The sequence below is a fragment of the Aeromonas sp. 601027 genome (assembly GCF_049174455.1).
Classification (GTDB): domain Bacteria; phylum Pseudomonadota; class Gammaproteobacteria; order Enterobacterales; family Aeromonadaceae; genus Aeromonas; species Aeromonas veronii_A.
On the sequence record NZ_JAAKTN010000001.1, the window covers coordinates 70259 to 88683 of the forward strand.

At 58.7% G+C, this 18425-nt stretch carries 15 protein-coding genes and 1 tRNA gene; 11 read left to right on the forward strand and 5 right to left on the reverse strand.

The features are described from left to right. The first annotated feature begins 31 nt into the window (after positions 1-31). Positions 32-733, forward strand: coding sequence for a DnaA inactivator Hda (gene hda / locus G5193_RS00320; RefSeq protein WP_021231044.1), 702 nt, complete (start codon positions 32-34; stop codon positions 731-733). 204 nt (positions 734-937) lie between these two features. On the opposite strand, the gene aceA is transcribed toward hda, so the two are convergent. The 4 genes from aceA to G5193_RS00340 form a co-directional block, all read right to left on the reverse strand. Continuing rightward, positions 938-2251 carry an isocitrate lyase gene (aceA, locus tag G5193_RS00325; RefSeq protein ID WP_421204663.1) on the reverse strand — a complete coding sequence of 438 codons (1314 nt, stop codon included), beginning with the start codon at positions 2249-2251 and terminating at the stop codon, positions 938-940. Between the two features lie 73 nt (positions 2252-2324). Further along, positions 2325-3932, reverse strand: a complete 1608-nt coding sequence (gene aceB, locus G5193_RS00330; RefSeq protein ID WP_421204664.1) for a malate synthase A — start codon at positions 3930-3932, stop codon at positions 2325-2327. 688 nt (positions 3933-4620) lie between these two features. Beyond that, positions 4621-4761: a hypothetical protein gene (locus G5193_RS00335; RefSeq protein WP_421204665.1), complete on the reverse strand. Its 141-nt coding sequence runs from the start codon at positions 4759-4761 to the stop codon at positions 4621-4623. A gap of 223 nt (positions 4762-4984) precedes the next feature. After that, positions 4985-5061, reverse strand: a tRNA-Pro gene (locus G5193_RS00340). A gap of 255 nt (positions 5062-5316) precedes the next feature. On the opposite strand from G5193_RS00340, the gene tadA reads away from it, so the two are divergent. The 9 genes from tadA to G5193_RS00385 all read left to right on the forward strand — a co-directional run bounded on the left by tadA (position 5317) and on the right by G5193_RS00385 (position 16434). Continuing rightward, positions 5317-5868 carry a tRNA adenosine(34) deaminase TadA gene (tadA, locus tag G5193_RS00345; RefSeq protein ID WP_421204666.1) on the forward strand — a complete coding sequence of 184 codons (552 nt, stop codon included), beginning with the start codon at positions 5317-5319 and terminating at the stop codon, positions 5866-5868. A gap of 204 nt (positions 5869-6072) precedes the next feature. Beyond that, positions 6073-8310, forward strand: coding sequence for an ABC transporter permease subunit (locus G5193_RS00350; protein WP_266133795.1), 2238 nt, complete (start codon positions 6073-6075; stop codon positions 8308-8310). A gap of 32 nt (positions 8311-8342) precedes the next feature. Next, positions 8343-9992 carry a phosphate ABC transporter permease PstA gene (pstA, locus tag G5193_RS00355; protein WP_042012620.1) on the forward strand — a complete coding sequence of 550 codons (1650 nt, stop codon included), beginning with the start codon at positions 8343-8345 and terminating at the stop codon, positions 9990-9992. 133 nt (positions 9993-10125) lie between these two features. Then, positions 10126-10944, forward strand: a complete 819-nt coding sequence (pstB, locus tag G5193_RS00360; RefSeq protein ID WP_005334102.1) for a phosphate ABC transporter ATP-binding protein PstB — start codon at positions 10126-10128, stop codon at positions 10942-10944. Between the two features lie 85 nt (positions 10945-11029). Beyond that, on the forward strand, positions 11030-11740 hold the full coding sequence (phoU, locus tag G5193_RS00365; protein ID WP_236346667.1) for a phosphate signaling complex protein PhoU: 711 nt from the start codon (positions 11030-11032) through the stop codon (positions 11738-11740). A gap of 191 nt (positions 11741-11931) precedes the next feature. Beyond that, the gene (locus G5193_RS00370) at positions 11932-13251 is read left to right on the forward strand and encodes a hemolysin family protein (protein ID WP_270904540.1); all 1320 of its coding nucleotides are present in this window, start codon (positions 11932-11934) and stop codon (positions 13249-13251) included. A gap of 19 nt (positions 13252-13270) precedes the next feature. Then, positions 13271-13813, forward strand: coding sequence for a hypothetical protein (locus G5193_RS00375; protein WP_041202118.1), 543 nt, complete (start codon positions 13271-13273; stop codon positions 13811-13813). A 293-nt stretch (positions 13814-14106) separates the two neighbouring features. Next, positions 14107-15009 carry a homocysteine S-methyltransferase family protein gene (locus G5193_RS00380; RefSeq protein WP_421204667.1) on the forward strand — a complete coding sequence of 301 codons (903 nt, stop codon included), beginning with the start codon at positions 14107-14109 and terminating at the stop codon, positions 15007-15009. A 9-nt stretch (positions 15010-15018) separates the two neighbouring features. Next, positions 15019-16434 (forward strand): basic amino acid/polyamine antiporter, encoded by a 1416-nt coding sequence (locus G5193_RS00385; RefSeq protein WP_421204668.1) that lies wholly within the window; start codon positions 15019-15021, stop codon positions 16432-16434. 111 nt (positions 16435-16545) lie between these two features. On the opposite strand, the gene G5193_RS00390 is transcribed toward G5193_RS00385, so the two are convergent. Continuing rightward, complete coding sequence (locus G5193_RS00390; protein WP_421204669.1) at positions 16546-17385, reverse strand: sterol desaturase family protein; 840 nt, start codon at positions 17383-17385, stop codon at positions 16546-16548. Positions 17386-17553: 168 nt separating this feature from the next. Here G5193_RS00390 and G5193_RS00395 point away from each other — a divergent pair, with 168 nt between their 5' ends. Further along, positions 17554-18345, forward strand: a complete 792-nt coding sequence (locus G5193_RS00395) for a substrate-binding periplasmic protein (RefSeq protein ID WP_421204670.1) — start codon at positions 17554-17556, stop codon at positions 18343-18345. The last annotated feature ends 80 nt before the right edge of the window (positions 18346-18425 follow it).

An 18425-nucleotide genomic window follows, 5' to 3' on the forward strand; every position in this document is an offset into this window, starting at 1 on the left:
AGCCACAAATGTCACAGTCAAAGCCCAACGAGTGAAGCAACCGGCCCAACTGTCTTTAGCCGTACAACTACCGGATGATGAAACCTTCGTCAGTTTTTATCCCGGCACCAATGCTCATCTGATCACCGCCCTCAAAAACGCGGCCATCGGTCAGGGATCACCTTTCCTCTATTTCTGGGGAGCCAAGGGATCCGGACGCTCTCATCTGCTCCACGCCACCTGTGCCGAGGTCAACGCCCGCGATGCGGCGGCGGCCTATCTCTCCCTCGATCAATTTGAACAGCTCGATCCCAGCATGCTCGATGCCCTCGAAAGCTTGCCGCTGGTCTGTCTCGACAGCCTTGAGGCGATCGCCGGCAATGCCGTGTGGGAGCGGGCGCTATTCGATTTCTACAACCGCTGGCAGGAGAAGGGCGAGGGGACGTTGGTGGTCACCGGTTGCAGCGCACCGCGCAAACTGGGGCTGCAACTGCCGGATCTCGCCTCGCGCCTTGACTGGGGGGTGAGTTTCCATCTCGAAGAACTGGATGACGAAGGCAAGCTCAGTGCCCTGCAGCTGCGTGCCGAGCTGCGGGGCTTCAAATTGCCCATCGATGTGGGCCGCTTCCTGCTCAACCGACTCTCCCGCGATATGCGAACCCTGCTCACCACTCTCAATCAGCTCGACAACGCCTCATTTCGCGCCAAGCGCAAGCTGACCATTCCCTTTGTCAAAGAGATACTCGAGCTCTGAGAACCTGGCCACGTTCTTACTGCGAGGCCGTGAGCAAGGCTCATGTGCTGCTCTTCACCTTGCTGACGACCTCTCGTCACAAACCGTGAACCGGTTCTATAGCTTTGTTCCTTCTCCCTTCGGGAGAAGGGCCTTTCAAAAAGAAACCCCGGCATCAAGCCGGGGTTTTGCTATCTCAAGGACTCTCTCAAAGAGTTCTGCCTATCAGTGGAACTGATCTTCTTCGGTGGAGCCGGTCAGCGCGGTGACCGAGGATTGGCCACCCTGAATCACGGTAGTCACCTTGTCGAAGTAACCGGTACCGACCTCCTGCTGGTGGGCCACGAAGGTGTAGCCACGGCTGGCGGCAGCAAATTCCGGCTCCTGCACCATCTCGACGTAGTGCTTCATCCCTTCGCCACGGGCGTACTGGTAGGCCAGTTCGTACATGTGGAACCACATGTTGTGGATACCCGCGAGGGTGATGAACTGATACTTGTAGCCCATGTCGGAGAGCTCCTGCTGGAAGCGGGCGATGGTGGCATCGTCCAGATTTTTCTTCCAGTTGAAGCTCGGGGAGCAGTTGTAGGCCAGGATGCGATCCGGGAACTTGGCCTTGATTGCTTCGGCAAATTTACGCGCTTCGTCCAGATCCGGCTTGGCGGTTTCACACCACACCATGTCGGCGTAGGGGGCGTAAGCCAGACCGCGAGCGATGGCCTGATCGATACCGGCACGCACCTTGTAGAATCCTTCAGCAGTGCGCTCACCAGTCAGGAAGTCTGCATCGTACGGGTCGGCGTCGGTGGTCAACAGGTCAGCGGCGTTGGCGTCGGTACGGGCGATCACCAGGGTGGTGGTGCCGCACACATCGGCTGCCAGACGGGCAGCAACCAGCTTCTGCACCGCTTCCTGAGTCGGTACCAGCACTTTGCCACCCATATGACCGCACTTCTTGACCGAAGCGAGCTGATCTTCGAAGTGCACGCCAGCGGCGCCCGCTTCAATCATCCCCTTCATCAGTTCGAAGGCGTTCAGCACACCGCCGAAACCGGCTTCCGCATCAGCCACGATCGGCAGGAAGTAGTCGATAAAGCCCTCATCCTGAGGTCCTACCTTGTTGGCCCACTGGATCTGGTCGGCGCGGGCGAAGGAGTTGTTGATGCGCTCCACCACGGACGGTACCGAGTTGGCCGGGTAGAGGGACTGATCCGGATACATGGTGGAGGACAAGTTGTTGTCCGCCGCCACCTGCCAGCCGGAGAGGTAGATCGCCTCGATCCCCGCCTTGGCCTGCTGCACTGCCTGACCACCGGTCAGGGCGCCGAGGCAGTTGACGTAGCCTTTCTTGGCGTCGCCGTGGATCAGACCCCACAGCTTGTCGGCACCGCGCTGGGCCAGGGTGTGCTCTGGCTGCAAGCTGCCGCGCAGGTTCACCACATCTTCGGCGCTGTAGCCGCGCTTGATCCCTTTCCAGCGGGGGTTTTCCGCCCAGTCTTTCTCGATAGCCTGGATCTGTTGCTCACGGGTCAGTGCCATATCAGTTCCCTCTTTCATTGATTTCACGTTTCCATTGACTTGTTATTGGCGAGCCCCGCTGGGGGCCCGTGATTCAGAGCCGCTCGTAACCGGGCAGCGTCAGAAAATCGATCAGGGTATCGGCGCAGGTGATCTCTTCCATCAGATCTCTTGCCTCGGCAAAGCGTCCTGTCTGCCAGCGAGCTGTGCCCACCTCGGCTTTGACCACTTCCAGCTCCTCGGCCAGCATCTGGCGGAACAGCTCCTTAGTCACCACCTTGCCGTTCGACAGGCTCTTGCCGTGGCGTATCCACTGCCAGATGGAGGTGCGGGAGATCTCGGCGGTGGCGGCATCTTCCATCAGACCGTAGATGGGGACGCAGCCGTTGCCGTTGATCCAGGCCTCCAGATATTGCAGGGCAACCCGGATATTGGTGCGCATCCCCGCCTCGGTGCGCTCGCCCTCACAGGGGGCCAGCAGGTCGGTGGCGGTGATGGGGGCATCCTGCTCGCGCAGCACGCCGATCTGGTTCTTGGCGCCAGCCGCAATGGTGGCATTGAACACCGCCATGGCGGTATCAGCTAGGCCAGGGTGGGCGACCCAGGTACCATCGTGGCCGTTGTTGGCTTCGCGCTCCTTGTCGGCCTTGACCTTGGCGAAGACCTGCTCGTTGGCGGCAGCGTCCTTGGCCGGAATAAAGGCGGCCATGCCACCCATCGCCAGCGCACCCCGCTTGTGACAGGTCTTGATCAGCAGCCGCGAGTAGGCGGAGAGGAACGGCTTGTCCATGGTCACCACCTGACGATCAGGCAGTACCCGATCCGGATGGTTCTTCAAGGTTTTGATATAGCTGAAGATGTAGTCCCAGCGGCCGCAGTTCAGCGCAACGATGTGATCCTTCATCTGATAGAGCAGCTCATCCATCTCGAATACGGCTGGCAGGGTTTCAATCAGCACGGTGGCCTTGATGGTGCCACGGGGCAGACCGAACTTGTCCTCGGTCCAGGCGAACACTTCGCTCCACCAGCGCCCTTCCAGATGGCTCTGCAACTTGGGCACGTAGAAGTAGGGGCCCGAGCCTTTGGCCAGCAGCGCCTGATAGTTGTGCAGGAAGTAGAGAGCAAAATCGAACAGGCCACCGGGGATCGGCTCGCCATCGAAGGTGACATGTTTTTCCGGCAGGTGCAGACCGCGTACCCGGCAGATGAGCACCGCCGGATTGTGGCTCAGGGTGTAGGCCTTTCCTTCCGGACTGGTGTAAGAGATGGTGCCGTTGACCGCATCTCGCAGGTTGATTTGGCCCTCGATCACCTTATTCCAGGCGGGAGCCAGTGAATCCTCGAAATCCGCCATGAACACCTTGACGTTGGCGTTGAGGGCGTTGATCACCATCTTGCGCTCGACCGGGCCGGTGATCTCCACACGGCGGTCTTGCAGGTCGGTGGGAATACCGCGAATGGTCCAGTCACCTTCACGGATGTGGGCGGTTTCCGGCAGGAAGTCCGGCAGCTCGCCGCCATCGATACGGGCCTGGCGTGCCACACGTTGTTTCAGCAATTCCCCTCTTTGGGGAGCAAAACGTTCCACCAGTTCGGAGACCAGAGCCACCGCGTCCGGCGTCAGAATTTGCGCGTATTCGGGTAGCATCTCGCCCTGGATGCGAAGGCGGGCGCTGCAGTGGGTCTGAGCCGGTGCCGACATAAGGTTCACTCCTTTGAGAATTACATTTTGAACTTACTAACTACGACTAAAGTCGAATCCCTGTTCCTGAAACGTTCCCGCAACAACGGGGTAACACGATTGATAAGGTGCGAAATATTGTTGAGTACGTCAACAGTTTTTTTTAAACACCTGTTTTTTGGATATGGTTAAGTTGATGTTTTTTATTGTTTTATTTGGTTGGTGTAAAAGCTCTACGCAGATGGTTATGCTCCTGCTTTTTCCCATCGGACAACGGCTAATTTGGGCCGTTACCCTGCCCCTCATTTTGTAACTTATTACGTAATAAAATTACAAATGCAAAAACAAATCCCGACCTAACTCCAGGCTGTGCCAAAACAGCCGTATAAAGCGCGTTTGAATGTGGTAATGAATGTTTTGCTAATGCTAGACCTGATTGGTGAACGTGCGTTTTAAACTTGGTGTGGTGATGCAGGCTCTGTTGGCACCAGCGGTTGCAGCGATAGAAAGTGAAGCGCAATAACGTAGGTTTGTATCAGTTGTCGGGGGGAATGCCGGAGAGGGAAGGGGGAGACACATTAGTCAATAATACTGCCATCCTTGATAGAATTAGCAGTTTGTCGTTTTTTGCAGATTTCTCGCCAAGGGCCTGAAACTGAGTGCGTTGAACAGGCGATGTGCTGGTGATTGAGCGGCCATCTGGCCGGGCTCAATAGTCATCATCCGGTTCGGCCAGATCGATCACATCCAGCTGGATGACCTGTTCGTCTTCGCTTTCGGTGTGGCAAGGGGTGTCATGAGGAACGGAATAAAGTGTAATGGCGGGTGCGAAATCGGTGTTCTGGTTCATGCCTGGTCCTGTGTTGCACGCAAGCCGGACAGTGATCCCTTCACTCGTGTTTCCACCTCCCTGTGTTGTCTACCGGCGGAAAGTTGCGCATCTTAATGAGTTCGGCAAAAAGATTCAAGTGGTTCTGGGTGTTTTTTGTTCTTGGTGAGCTGGCATCGTCAGAAGGATAAATCGGAAGCAAAAAAATAGCCCAGTCGTTTGACTGGGCTATTCTCGGGGAAAATGGTCGGTGTGAGAGGATTCGAACCTCCGACCCTCTACACCCCATGCAGATGCGCTACCTGGCTGCGCTACACACCGACGGAGTCAGACTCGGCTGACGGGGAGGAAGTCTAATAGCATGGCCAAACGGGTGCAACTCCTTTTTTATCATAGAGATGCCGATTGCTTCTTTATTGCTCAGTCGGGATGCGGCTTGGGTCTGACGTGCAGATTTGGCATAATCGCTGCCCTGTCACCGCTAGCTATCATGCCTGCTATCTATGGAATCATCTGACAGGTATGGATAGCTGGAATGTAAAAAGCACAATTGAACAATATAAAGAGGGGATGGGCGTGAAACCATCAGAGGTCCCAGAAACACTGGGTCAGGCTCCGAGTCAGACCGCGCAGGATGAACAGTGGATGCGCCATGCTATGGCATTGGCCGCCCGGGCCGAAGGGATTGGCGAGATCCCGGTCGGTGCCGTTCTGGTGCTGGATGGTCAGGTGGTGGGCGAGGGGTGGAACCGCTCCATCAGCGAACACGATGCCTGTGCCCATGCCGAGGTGATGGCAATTCGGGCAGCGGGCCAGCAGCTTGCGAACTACCGCCTGCTCGACACCACACTTTATGTGACGCTGGAACCCTGCTGCATGTGTGCCGGTGCGCTGATCCATAGCCGGGTCAAGCGGGTGGTTTACGGCGCACGTGATCTCAAGACCGGTGCTGCGGGGTCGGTGTTCGAGATCTTGCAGGACCCGCGCCACAACCACAGTGTCGAGCTGACCGGCGGTGTGCTGGCCGATGCCTGCTCGGCCCAGTTGTCGGCCTTCTTCAAGCGTCGCCGCGCCGAGAAAAAGGCGGTCAAACTGGCGATGCAACAATCAAACGATGCCCTTTCCTGAATGATTTGGGGGCAGCACAGGCTGCCCTTGCTGATTATTCTCACAAATATCTCTTTATAAACAATATATTGTGTTCACTTTCCCTCGAAAGGACCCCCGCCCATTTTTCCACTAGCAACCTCGGTTAAAGCGCTCTCGATGTAACAAAACTGTCATGCAACCGCCATATAATGCCGCCAAGCCTAGCTTACATTGAGGTCTTGCATGTCATCGGAATCGTTAAACCTGGTCATGGCGGGCAGTAGAAAACGCCGGATCAAGGATAAATTGGCCAAATATGGCGTCACCACAGGCGGAGCCCTGGTACTGGTGGCGCTGCTGCTTATCTTCTTTTATCTGCTCTATGTGGTGAAACCCATCTTCAATGGCGCCTCCATGGAGCCAACTGCCTCATTTACCCTGCCTGCCGCAGGGAAGACCGCCTGGCTCGGCGTGGAAGAGCAGAACGAGATCGGCTATCGCTTCAGCGATAAAGGACTGGTCAACTTCTTCGCGGTGCAGGGAGATGACAAGATCAAGGTCGGGCAATCCCTTGGTCATGCTGAGGTCACCGGTGATGTCACTGCAGTGGCGCCACCGTCCCCTGGTCAGAAGCTGATCGCCTACGGTTTCGCCGATGGCAAGGCGCAGGTCGTCCAGCCTGCGTTCAAGGTCTCCTATCCCAACGATGTGCGGGTGATCGAACCCAGTCTGCAATATCCCTTTGGCGAGGAGCCGGTAGTGGTCGATCCGCAGGGCAAAGCGCTGCGTGCCATGGTATTTGAGGCCACCAAGGACAAGATGGCGACCGCCGCCGTGACCGAAGATGGTCGTGGCGTACTGATGGTGATGAGCGGTGAGGAGAACTTCCTCTCCGGCGAGATTGAGTGGAGCAGTGAGAACTACACCATTCCGTCCCTGCCGCGCCATGTGGATCAGATGCTTTTGACCCCCAATCTGCGGATCCTCTTTGTGCGGGAAGGCAATCGTCTCTCTGTCTATGACATTCATGACCTGAGCAATATATCCGTGCGCAATGTGCTGGAGATCAATGCGCCAGATGCCAACGTGACCCGGGTCGAGCTGCTCTCCGGTGCCTCCTCCCTGCTGGTGGGCAACGACAACGGCATCATCTCCCAGTGGTTTGAAGTGGCAAAAGATGGCAAACGCCAGTTCACTCAGATCCGTGACTTCAAGGGCGATGGCGCGGTGGATCTTCTGACCCCCGAGCACTATCGCAAAGCCTTCATCAGTGCCGACAAGGACGGCATCATCAGCTTCTTCCACGCCACTGGCGAGACCAAGCTGCTGACCGAGACGGTGGAAGGGGGTGAACTCTCTGCCCTGGCCATCTCCCCCCGTCACAACCTGTTGCTGATGCAGCAAGGGGAGACCTTCAAGCTTTTCTCGGTGGAGAACGATCACCCCGAGGTGACCTGGTCGGCCCTGTGGCAGAAGGTATGGTATGAAGGGTATCCGGAGCCCCAGTATGTGTGGCAATCCACCTCCGCCAGCAACGACTTTGAAGCCAAGCTGAGCCTGGTGCCACTGGTATTCGGTACGCTGAAAGCCTCTTTCTACGCCATGGTGTTTGCGGTGCCGCTCGGTGTCGCCGGTGCTATCTATACCGCCTACTTCATGTCGGCGGGGCTGCGCAAATACGTCAAACCGACGGTGGAGATCATGGCGGCGTTGCCGACCGTTATCCTGGGCTTCCTGGCGGGTCTGTGGCTGGCGCCCATCATAGAGGGGGCGCTGCCCGGGGTGATCCTGCTGTTGATCCTGCTGCCGATGGGGATGCTGTTGACCGCACTGGTCTGGAACTACCTGCCGGAGCGTGGCAAGTCCTGGCTGCCGGAGGGATGGCACGCCATCCTGCTTATTCCAGTGCTGCTGCTGATTGGCTGGGGGGCCTTCGCCCTGAGCCCGCTCATCGAGAATGCCTTTATGCACGGTGATTCGCGCATCTGGCTGACCCACGAAATGGGTATCAAGTTTGACCAGCGCAATTCGCTGGTGGTCGGTATCGCCATGGGCTTTGCGGTCATCCCCACCATCTTCTCCATCGCCGAAGATGCGGTCTTCTCGGTGCCCAAGCACCTGACCCAGGGCTCGCTGGCGTTGGGGGCTACCCCGTGGCAGACCCTGAGCCGAGTGGTGATCCTCACTGCCAGCCCGGGCATCTTCTCGGCGGTGATGATGGGCCTTGGCCGTGCCGTGGGCGAAACCATGATCGTACTGATGGCTACCGGCAACACCCCCATCATGGACTTCTCCATGTTCCAGGGGCTGCGTACTCTGGCCGCCAACATTGCGGTGGAGATGCCGGAGTCGGAAGTGGGCAGCTCCCACTATCGGGTATTGTTCCTCGCGGCCTTCGTCCTGTTTGTGTTCACCTTTATGTTCAACACCCTGGCCGAGTTTGTCCGTCAGCGGTTGCGTGAAAAATACAGCTCGATGTAAGGGGCGGCTCTGTAATGGACAAGGAATCGACAATGGGTAAGTGGTTTAAATCAGGGGCCCCCTGGATCTGGATGACCGGCGGAGCCGTCAGCCTGAGTCTGGTGGCGGTACTGGGTCTGCTGCTGCTGATCGGATGGCGTGGTCTGGTCTACTTCTGGCCGCACCCCATCTATGAGTGGCAGCTGGAGGACGCCAGCGGCAACAAGAGCGTGCTGATCGGCGAGATCAACGATCGCGAGCTGGTGCCGGTGGAGCGACTGCGCGCCGCAGGTCTGCCGCTGGAGGGGGAAGAGCGCGAGCTGCTGACCCGCTATCTGGTCAAGACCGGCAACCGTGAGTTCGTCGACCTCGATTTTCGCTGGGTATTGGAGACTGACATCAAGTCCCAGAGCCAGCCAGCCGAGCTGGCCATGGTTGAGCGTGCCACCAACGGTAACTTCTACGGTTATATCGTCGGGGTAAAAGAGGATGGCCGCGAGCTGACTTCGGATCTGCATCCTGCCCTGCAGCGGGTGCTGGCGAGAGCCAATGCCCTCTCCGAACAGGCCAACGATCTGCAAAAAGGGGACATCGGCAGCATCAACTATCAGCTGGAGCGGCTGCGCCTGAAAGAGCGCAAGGCCGAGCTGGAAGAGAAGCTGACCGATCAGCTGAAAGCTCAGCTGGAGCGTGAACGTCAGGCCCTTAACGATCGTTATCAGGTGCTGGAAAAAGAGCTCTTCTCACTGCGCAGTCAGGCTGACCGGGACAGCATCACCGTCAAGGATATGCGTGGCGAGCTGGTGACCATGCCCATGTCCAGGGTACTGGATGTGGTATGGCCCAACGACATGAGCCTGCTGGCCAAGGTGGGTCACTGGTTCCACCAGATCGGCAAGTTTGTATCCGACGATCCCCGTGAGGCGAACACCGAGGGCGGCGTCTTCCCGGCCATCTTCGGCACCGTCTTCATGGTGTTCCTGATGGCGATCATCGTGACCCCGCTCGGCGTGGTGGCGGCGGTCTACCTGCACGAGTACGCAGGCAAGAACAGCCTGACCAAGATCATCCGCATCGCGGTGATCAATCTGGCGGGCGTGCCCTCCATCGTCTACGGCGTGTTTGGTCTGGGCTTCTTCGTCTACACGCTCGGTGGCTCGCTGGATCAGCTGTTCTACCCGGAAGCGCTGCCGAGCCCGACCTTTGGTTCACCTGGCGTGATTTGGTCGGCGCTGACCCTGGCTATCCTGACCCTGCCGGTGGTGATTGTCTCCACCGAAGAGGGGCTGGCGCGGATCCCGAGCACCATCCGTCAGGGCTCGTTGGCACTGGGCGCCACCCAGGCCGAGACCTTGTGGCGCATCGTGCTGCCGATGGCGAGCCCGGCCATCATGACCGGCCTTATTCTGGCGATTGCCCGTGCAGCCGGTGAAGTTGCGCCGCTGATGCTGGTGGGGGTGGTGAAACTGGCACCGACCTTGCCGATGGATGGCAACTTCCCGTATCTGCATGTGGAGCGCAAGTTCATGCACCTGGGCTTCCACATCTATGACGTCGGCTTCCAGAGCCCCAACGTCGAGGCGGCCCGCCCGCTGGTCTACGCCACCTCCTTCCTGCTGGTGACGGTGATCGTGGGCCTGAACCTGACCGCTATCGGTATTCGTAACCACTTGCGCGAGAAATTCCGGTCGCTGGAGCATTAATCCGGCGCCGCATGAGTGATACAAGAGTGAGATAACAGAGGGGCGGCCGAGCGCGAGCCGCCATCTCTCTGCACCAATACGTGAGGGGCGCCGGCAGCAGTCCGGCCACTCCAGATAGATTTTGAGGTAACAGATGATCAACGTAACGACCACGTCTACCCAGCACACCGCGCTGGACCTGCTCAACCTGACCCCGGAGCAGACCGCGCTGGAGGTGAAGGATCTCAACCTGTACTACGGCAGCAAGCAGGCGCTGTTCAACGTCAACATGAAGATCCCCAAAGGGCAGGTTACCGCCTTTATCGGCCCGTCAGGCTGTGGCAAATCGACCCTGCTGCGCTGCATCAACCGGATGAACGATCTGGTGGAGATCTGCCGCATCGAGGGGGAAATCCAACTGCACGGCCACAACATCTATGACAAGAGCGTCGATGTTTCCGCCCTGCGCCGTCAGGTGGGCATGGTGTTCCAGCGCCCGAACCCGTTCCCCAAGTCCATCTACGAGAACGTGGTCTATGGTCTGCGCCTGCAGGGGATCAACGATCGTCGCACTCTGGATGAAGCGGCCGAGCGCTCCCTGCGCGGTGCGGCCCTGTGGGACGAGGTGAAGGATCGTCTGCACGACAACGCCTTCGGTCTCTCCGGTGGTCAGCAGCAGCGTCTGGTGATTGCCCGCGCCATCGCCATCGAGCCGGAAGTGTTGCTGCTCGATGAACCGACCTCGGCGCTCGACCCCATCTCCACCCTCACCATCGAGGAGCTGATCAACGAGCTCAAGAGCCAGTTCACCGTGGTGATCGTGACCCACAACATGCAACAGGCTGCGCGCGTGTCGGATCAGACCGCCTTCATGTATATGGGCGAGCTTATCGAGTACTCGGATACCAACACCATCTTCACCACCCCGGCCAAGAAAAAGACCGAAGATTACATTACCGGTCGTTACGGCTAAGGAGAGGAGAGGATGAATCTCAGCAAACAGATTGGCAGTCGCTTCCACGGCTAAGGCATAATCGGAGCAATCAAGGATTATTTGTATGGACAATATGAACCTCAATAAACACATCTCCGGTCAGTTCAATGCCGAGCTTGAGAGCGTGCGCAACCAGGTGCTGGTGATGGGCGGCATGGTGGAGCAACAGCTCACCGACGCCATCGCGGCGATCCACGATCAGGATCTCGATGCTGCGCGCAAGATCGTGGCCAACGACCACAAGGTCAACGCGATGGAAGTGGCGATCGACGAGGAGTGCACCCGCATCATCGCCAAGCGTCAGCCGACTGCCTCCGACCTGCGACTGGTGATGGCCATCATCAAGACCATTACCGATTTGGAGCGTATTGGCGACGTGGCCGACAAGATCGCCCGCATGCTGACTGACAACGCCAACAAGCCGCAGCCGCCACTGGTGTCGCTGGAGAACATGGGCCGTCGAACCATCAAGATGCTGCACGATGTGCTCGATGCCTTCGCCCGCATGGATCTGGATGCGGCGCTGGCGGTCTACAAGGAAGATGACAAGGTAGACCGGGAGTACGAGTCCATCATTCGCGAGCTGATGACTTACATGATGGAAGACCCCCGCACCATCCCCCAGGTCCTCAACGTCCTGTGGGCGGCGCGGGCCATCGAGCGGGTCGGCGATCGCTGCCAGCACATCTGCGAGTACATCGTCTACTACGTGAAAGGCAAGGATGTGCGCCACACCAAGGCGGACGATCTGGGCACCTTGCTGGGCAAGGGCTAACCGGAAGTGAATAAAAAGGCGCGTGAAGCGCCTTTTTTTGTTGCATAACTGGTCGGAGTAAGATAAAGCCCCCAACTGGCTGTTTTCTGATAGAATACTCCCCCTGTGTGAGTCCCGGATGGGTTCACGGTCCGGTCTCCCGGGCCCAGTTTGCCGTCTTGTGCTAAGGCGGGTGTAGCAATAGGTTAATCATGAGTTTTGCCGATAGTTTGTTCTTTTTAATGCTGCTGGTTGGCGGCAGTGTGTTCTTCTCCCTCTCCGAGATCTCTCTCGCCGCGTCTCGCAAAATCAAATTGCAGGTGATGGCGGATGAAGGTAATCGCCAGGCCGAAAAGGTGCTGGCCCTGCAGGCCCAGCCGGGCAACTTTTTCACAGTGGTGCAGATTGGCCTCAATACCGTCGCCATTCTGGGCGGTATCCTGGGTGAGTCTGCCCTCAACCCCGCCATCAAGGGAATTGTCTCCCAGTTCTACCAGGGCCCCTGGCTTGGCGAGATCAGCTCCGGTGCCTCCTTTGTGTTCGTCACCGGCATGTTTATCCTGATCGCTGACCTGATGCCCAAGCGTCTGGCCATGACCATGCCCGAGCAGATTGCCGTGGTGGTGGTGCGCCCCATGCTCTTCTTCGTCACCGTGTTGATGCCGCTGGTGTGGATCTTCAACGGGTTGGCCAACTCCCTGTTCCGTCTGATGCGCGTCTCCACGGTGCGCAACGACGAGATCACCTCCGATGATATCTATGCTGTGATGGATGCCGGTGCCGAGGCGGGGGTTATCCAGCGCGAGGAGCATCAGCTCATCGAGAACGTGTTCGAGTTGCAGTCCCTTGGTGTCACCTCTGCCATGACGGCCCGCGAGAGCCTGATCTATTTCACCCTGCAAGAGAGTGAAGAGAGCATCAAGGCGAAGATCGCCGAGCATCCCCACAACAAGTTTCTGGTCTGTGACCACAACCTCGACAGCATCAAGGGCTTTGTCGATGCCAAAGAGCTGCTGATCCGCGTTATCGGCGGCCAGAGCATCGACCTGATCGGTGGCAACCTGGTGCAGAACGTCATCATCATCCCCGATACCCTGAACCTCTATGAAGCGATGGAGTACTTTAAGAATCATCGTGGCGACTTTGCCGTGGTGATGAACGAGTACGCGCTGGTGGTGGGGATTGTCACCATGAACGACCTGATGAGCACCGTCATGGGCGAGTGGGCGACCCACGTGGTGGAAGAGCAGATCGTCCAGCGCGACGAGAACTCCTGGCTAGTGGACGGGGTTACCCCCATCTCCGACGTGATGCGCGCCTTCGATATCGAAGAGTTCCCCGAGAACCAGAACTACGAGACCATCGCCGGCTTTATCATGTATATGCTGCGCAAGATCCCCAAACGCACTGACTCGGTCAAATACGCCGGTTACAAGTTCGAAGTGGTCGATATCGACAGTTACAAGATTGATCAGCTGCTGGTTACCCGGGTCGAACCGGCTGTGGCCGAGAAGCCAGCTCAGGAATCGTAAAAGGAGCGACATAAGAGTCATGAAGATGCAGTCTCATTCCCGTGCGCTGGCCTGTGTCGCGCTCGCCCTGGCACTGGGTGCCTGTAGTCAGAGTGCGCCGCGCAAAGCCACAGTGGCAGCCAAGCCGGTAACCCCCAAGCCTGCCGTGGTCGTGCCGCAGCCGGATCCCGATGCGGTGGTACAAAGTGGCATGGCCGAGCCGAGCCCGGTCTTTGATGAGCAGTACCACGGCCCGGATCAGGGATCGCTGGAGTCGGTGACCGCCCTGTTTGCCCGTGGCTACATCGAGTCCGCCATGCGCGAGACCATGCTGGCGGCGGTGCACAACGACTATCCGCTGCTCGGCATGCGGGATGTGCGGTTGACCGATCCGGTCTCCAAATTCCTCACCTCCGAGCATGCGGCCACCACGGCCCATGACTACCTCTATGCAGGCGTACAGCGTCGCCTCGGTCGTCCGCTCAGCCCTGCCCAATGGGAGCAGATCTGGCGCGGTTTGCCACAGCAGGGGCGGGTCTCCGACTGGGTCAAGCAGATCAAACGCGTGCTGGCCGGGCGTTAAGTCGCCAGCGGATCAAGATAGTGATGAGGCCACCTTCGGGTGGCCTCTTGCATTTCTGCGTTTGCCTCGCCGTTTGCACGCTGATTTCTGCGGATACTGATTGCCGCCCGTGGCACTTTGTTTTATCTTGCTTTGGCCATCTAAACATCCATATGTTTTTATGGCTGTATAATAAAAGAGCTTCCCAAGATGAAGCTGGACGATCTGCAGCGATGCGATGCGAAACCGCAGATCAACAAAACAAACAGATAAATACGCAAATAAACAACGCATATAACAAAGAGACACGACAGATGGAAACCAGGGAATTGTGGGTGCTGGATGGGGGCATGGGGCGCGAGTTGGCAAGGCGGGGGGCACCGTTTCGTCAACCCGAGTGGTCGGCGCTGGCCTTGATGGAGGCGCCAGAGACGGTGCGTGATGTGCATCAGGCCTATGTGGCGAGCGGGGCCAGGGTCATCACCACCAACAGCTATGCGCTGGTGCCGTTTCATATCGGCGATGAGCGTTTCTTTGCCGAAGGGGAGGGGCTGGCAGCGCTGGCTGGTCAACTGGCCCGCGAAGTGGCTGACGCGCAGAAGGGTGCCGTGCAGGTGGCGGGTTCTCTGCCGCCGCTCTTTGGCTCCTACCGTGCCGATCTGTTCAAGGCGGACAGGGTGAGCGAGCTGGCAACGCCGCTTATTCGGGCGCTATCCCCTTATGTGGATATCTGGCTGGCCGAGACCATGAGCCTGATTGCCGAGCCACTGACCCTGAAAGCGCTGTTGCCTGACGATGGTAAGCCGTTCTGGGTCTCCTTCACGCTGGAAGATGAGGCGCCGGGCAACGAGCCGCGACTGCGCTCCGGCGAGCGAGTCGCTGATGCGGTGACCGCGCTGGTGGCGGCTGGAGTCGATGCCATCCTGTTCAACTGCTGTCAGCCCGAGGTGATCGAGGGGTCTCTCGAGGTTGCCCGCACCCGATTGCAGGCGCTGGGCCGCGCAGACATTCGCCTCGGTGCCTATGCCAACGCCTTCCCTCCGCAGCCCAAAGAGGCCACTGCCAATGATGGGTTGGACGAGGTCCGCGCCGATCTGGGGCCGCTGGATTATCTCGGCTGGGCCGAGCGCTGGCGCGCGGCCGGGGCGAATTTGATCGGCGGTTGCTGCGGTATCGGTCCCGAGCATATTCAGGCGCTGAGCCGCCGGTTGCGCTAAGGAGCTTCCATGAAAGAGAACAAGATTGGGCTCTGGTCTCTCACCGCGCTGGTGTTCAGCTCCATGGTGGGGGCGGGGATTTTCAGCCTGCCCCAGAACATGGCCGAGGTGGCAGGCGCCCGCGCCGTGCTGATCGGCTGGGGCGTGACGGGTGTGGGCATACTGGCGCTCGCCATGAGTTTTCTCTATCTGTCGCGACTCAGACCGGATCTCGACGGCGGTATCTACAGCTACGCCCGCGCCGGTTTTGGCGATCTGGTGGGCTTTTTCTCCGCCTGGGGATACTGGCTCTGTGCCACCATCGGCGTGGTGGGTTATCTGGTCATTGCCTTTGCGGCGCTGGGCAGCTTTGTCGACACCCCCGAGCAGATCTGGTTTGGTGACGGCAATACCCTGGCGGCGTTTGTCGGCGAGTCCTGCATCCTCTGGGCTGTGCACCTGCTGGTGGCCCGCGGCGTGCAGCAGGCGGCGCTGTTCAATCTGGTGGCGACCCTGGCCAAGAGCCTGCCGCTGCTGCTGTTTATTCTGTTTGCCTGCTACTTGTTCGATCCGGTCACCTTCGCGGCGGATCAGCAGGGCAGCACCCTGGCGGTGCCGGTCTCCGAGCAGGTGCGCAATACCATGCTGATCACTCTCTGGGTCTTCACCGGTATCGAGGGGGCAGCGGTGCTGTCGGCCCGCGCCAGAAACCGGCGAGATGTGGGCACGGCCACCGTGCTTGGGGTGCTATTGGCGCTGCTGCTCTATGTGCTTATCTCGGTGCTGGCGCTCGGAATATTGAGTCGGCCCGAGCTGGCGGCGCTGCCCAACCCCTCCATGGCAGGGCTGATGGCCCAGATGACCGGCTCCTGGGGCAAGCTGCTCATCAGCGTCGGCCTTATCGTCTCAGTGCTTGCCTCCTACGTGAGCTGGACCCTTTTCTCGGCCGAGGTGCCCTTCAGCGCGGCCCGCCACGGTGCGTTTCCTGCTATCTTCCGGCGCCAGAACCGCAACGGGACGCCTATCGCATCGCTCTGGCTCACCAGCCTGACGGTGCAGACTTGCCTGCTGCTGGTATGGCTGCTCGGCAAGGGCTACACCAGCCTGCTGCTTATCTCTACCTCGATGATTTTGGTGCCTTACCTGCTGATCGGGCTGTTTTTGCTCAAGCTTTCGTTCAGCAAGGAGGGAGAGTGTGGGCAGGGCCGAGGCCTGATGCGGGCAGTGGCGCTGGTGTCGAGCGGTTACGGCTTCTGGCTGCTTTATGCCGCCGGGGTGGAGTATCTGCTGCTGTCGTTGTTGCTCTACGGGCCGGGCTTGCTGCTGTTTCTCTACAGCCGTCGTCAGCTGGGCACAGATCTTTGTCTGAGCGGCCGCGAGCGGCTGTTGGCCGGTGTGACCTTGCTGAGCCTGATCCCCGCCATCTGGTCGTTCGCCCATCTCTGACATCGAAGATGTGACTGATCATAAAAGAGAGCGCCACTGTGGCGCTCTCTTGTTATCAGGGACTGGTTATCAGGGGCTTGCTATCCGGGAGTTGCTATTCGATGCGAAGGCTCAGCGGCTGGCAGGCCCGGCCGGTTTGCCAAACAGCACCGCGAGTTTTTGTCGCCAGGGTAGGCCACGGGCGTCATGCAGCATGTCGCGCCACTCATGGAAGGTGAGAGTGAGGGGGTTGAAGCTGTGGATAGGCTTGGTGATGCCAAAGCGACACGGCTCGGCCGGGTCTTCCTCGACAAAGGTGCCAAACAGCCGATCCCAGATGATCAGCACTCCGGCGAAGTTGCGGTCTATGTACTTGGCGTTGCTGGCGTGGTGCACCCTGTGGTGGGAGGGGGTGTTGAAGATCCACTCCAGCCAGCCGAGTTTGCCCACCACCTGGGTGTGGACGAAGAACTGGAAACCGAGGCTCAGCAGCACGGTGGCGACCACCGCCTCGGGCGGGAAGCCGATGACAATCATCGGGATCCAGAACAACCACATGCCGGAGATGGGATACATCAAGCTCTGGCGAAAAGCGGTGGAGAGATTGAGCCGCTCCGAGCTGTGATGCACCACGTGGGAGGCCCACAGCCAGCGCACATGGTGGCTGGTGAAGTGGAACAGCCAGTAACAGAGATCCTGCAACAGGAACAGCAGCAATACGCTCCAGAAGGTGAGGTCGATGTCGAACAATCGCCAGCCCCAGAGGGTGTCATACAGATAAGCAATGGCGATGGCCGCCAGCGCATCGCCCCCCTGGTGCATCAGGGCCAAGGCGGCGTTGGCGAACAGATCCCGCCACTGGTAGGTGGCGGTGGGAAAGGCCGCGCCATGTTTGCGCAGGTAGAGCATCTCCCAGCCGATAAAGGCCAGAAAAACCGGGGAGAGGTAGAGCAGAAGCAGTTGCACATCCATATGCGGCCATCCATTCAGAGCAATTGCTCTCCAGCATAAAGGATGGTTTTAATATTTCATTAACATTTTTCAGCCAACGAAGAGATGGCATGAAATATGGCTCGGCAGCAGAGGAAGGCGCGGCGGATGGCTATGCTTGATGCAGGCTTTTTCAGGAGGTGCTGGCTTATGCGCGTCTGGTGTTGCTTGTTACTGGGGTTGTGCATGATGGCGCACGCCAAGAGCCGGGTCGAGATCCTGGCGGATGCCGCCTATCCCCCCTACTCCTGGCAGGAGGGGGAGGAGGTCAGGGGGATCTATGCCGACATCATCCGCGAGGTGACCTCTGCCATGCCTGACTATGAGGTGGTGCTCAAGCCCATGCCGTGGCGGCGCGGTCTGAGCATGGTGGAGCAGGGGGCCGCCTTCGCTATTTTTCCACCTTACTATATGCCCGATACCCGTCCTTATATGTGGCCCTACTCCCAGCCGATGCTGGATGAAGAGCTGGTGGTGATGTGCGGCGCCAGTGTGGCGGCCAATACCCCGCAGGCCAGGTTTCCGCTCGACTATCACGGTTTGCGCTTTGGCATGAACGCCGGTTTTGCCGTCGGCGGCGATGCCTTCTGGCAGGCGGTAAAAGAGAAGCAGATCGACGTGGAGGAGGTGAAAAGCAATCGGGAGAACTTGCTCAAGATTGTCCGCGGCCGGGTCGATTGCACCATCAATGATCGCCTCTCCCTGCTCTATGAGTTGCTCAACATGATAAAGGCCGATCAGCTGGCGGTGGCCGATATGTCCCTGCTCAAACAGGGGCCGGTGCTCAGCAAGGAGCAGGGGTTTCTCGGCTATAGCCGCAAGGGGGAGTACCCCTACAAACAGGCCTTTATCGACCAGTTTGACAAGGAGCTCTATCAGCTCAAAAAACGTGACGGGGTGAAAGTGATCGTGGAGCGCTATCTGGGAAAGTCCCCGCGCTGAGCCGATGAGATGGGCACTCGGGTTCAGCTGGGTTAAGCCTGCTCAGCGTGACACACAAGAAGAGGGACCTTGCGGTCCCT

What these genes read in the sequence shown, in the direction of transcription:
- aceA (WP_421204663.1), bottom strand. Translation starts at nt 2,251, where the DNA reads ATGGCACTGACCCGTGAGCAACAGATCCAGGCTATCGAGAAAGACTGG.
- aceB (WP_421204664.1), bottom strand. Translation starts at nt 3,932, where the DNA reads ATGTCGGCACCGGCTCAGACCCACTGCAGCGCCCGCCTTCGCATCCAG.
- G5193_RS00335 (WP_421204665.1), bottom strand. Translation starts at nt 4,761, where the DNA reads ATGAACCAGAACACCGATTTCGCACCCGCCATTACACTTTATTCCGTT.
- G5193_RS00350 (WP_266133795.1), top strand. Translation starts at nt 6,073, where the DNA reads ATGTCATCGGAATCGTTAAACCTGGTCATGGCGGGCAGTAGAAAACGC.
- pstA (WP_042012620.1), top strand. Translation starts at nt 8,343, where the DNA reads ATGGGTAAGTGGTTTAAATCAGGGGCCCCCTGGATCTGGATGACCGGC.
- pstB (WP_005334102.1), top strand. Translation starts at nt 10,126, where the DNA reads ATGATCAACGTAACGACCACGTCTACCCAGCACACCGCGCTGGACCTG.
- phoU (WP_236346667.1), top strand. Translation starts at nt 11,030, where the DNA reads ATGGACAATATGAACCTCAATAAACACATCTCCGGTCAGTTCAATGCC.
- G5193_RS00370 (WP_270904540.1), top strand. Translation starts at nt 11,932, where the DNA reads ATGAGTTTTGCCGATAGTTTGTTCTTTTTAATGCTGCTGGTTGGCGGC.
- G5193_RS00375 (WP_041202118.1), top strand. Translation starts at nt 13,271, where the DNA reads ATGAAGATGCAGTCTCATTCCCGTGCGCTGGCCTGTGTCGCGCTCGCC.
- G5193_RS00380 (WP_421204667.1), top strand. Translation starts at nt 14,107, where the DNA reads ATGGAAACCAGGGAATTGTGGGTGCTGGATGGGGGCATGGGGCGCGAG.
- G5193_RS00385 (WP_421204668.1), top strand. Translation starts at nt 15,019, where the DNA reads ATGAAAGAGAACAAGATTGGGCTCTGGTCTCTCACCGCGCTGGTGTTC.
- G5193_RS00390 (WP_421204669.1), bottom strand. Translation starts at nt 17,385, where the DNA reads ATGGATGTGCAACTGCTTCTGCTCTACCTCTCCCCGGTTTTTCTGGCC.
- G5193_RS00395 (WP_421204670.1), top strand. Translation starts at nt 17,554, where the DNA reads ATGCGCGTCTGGTGTTGCTTGTTACTGGGGTTGTGCATGATGGCGCAC.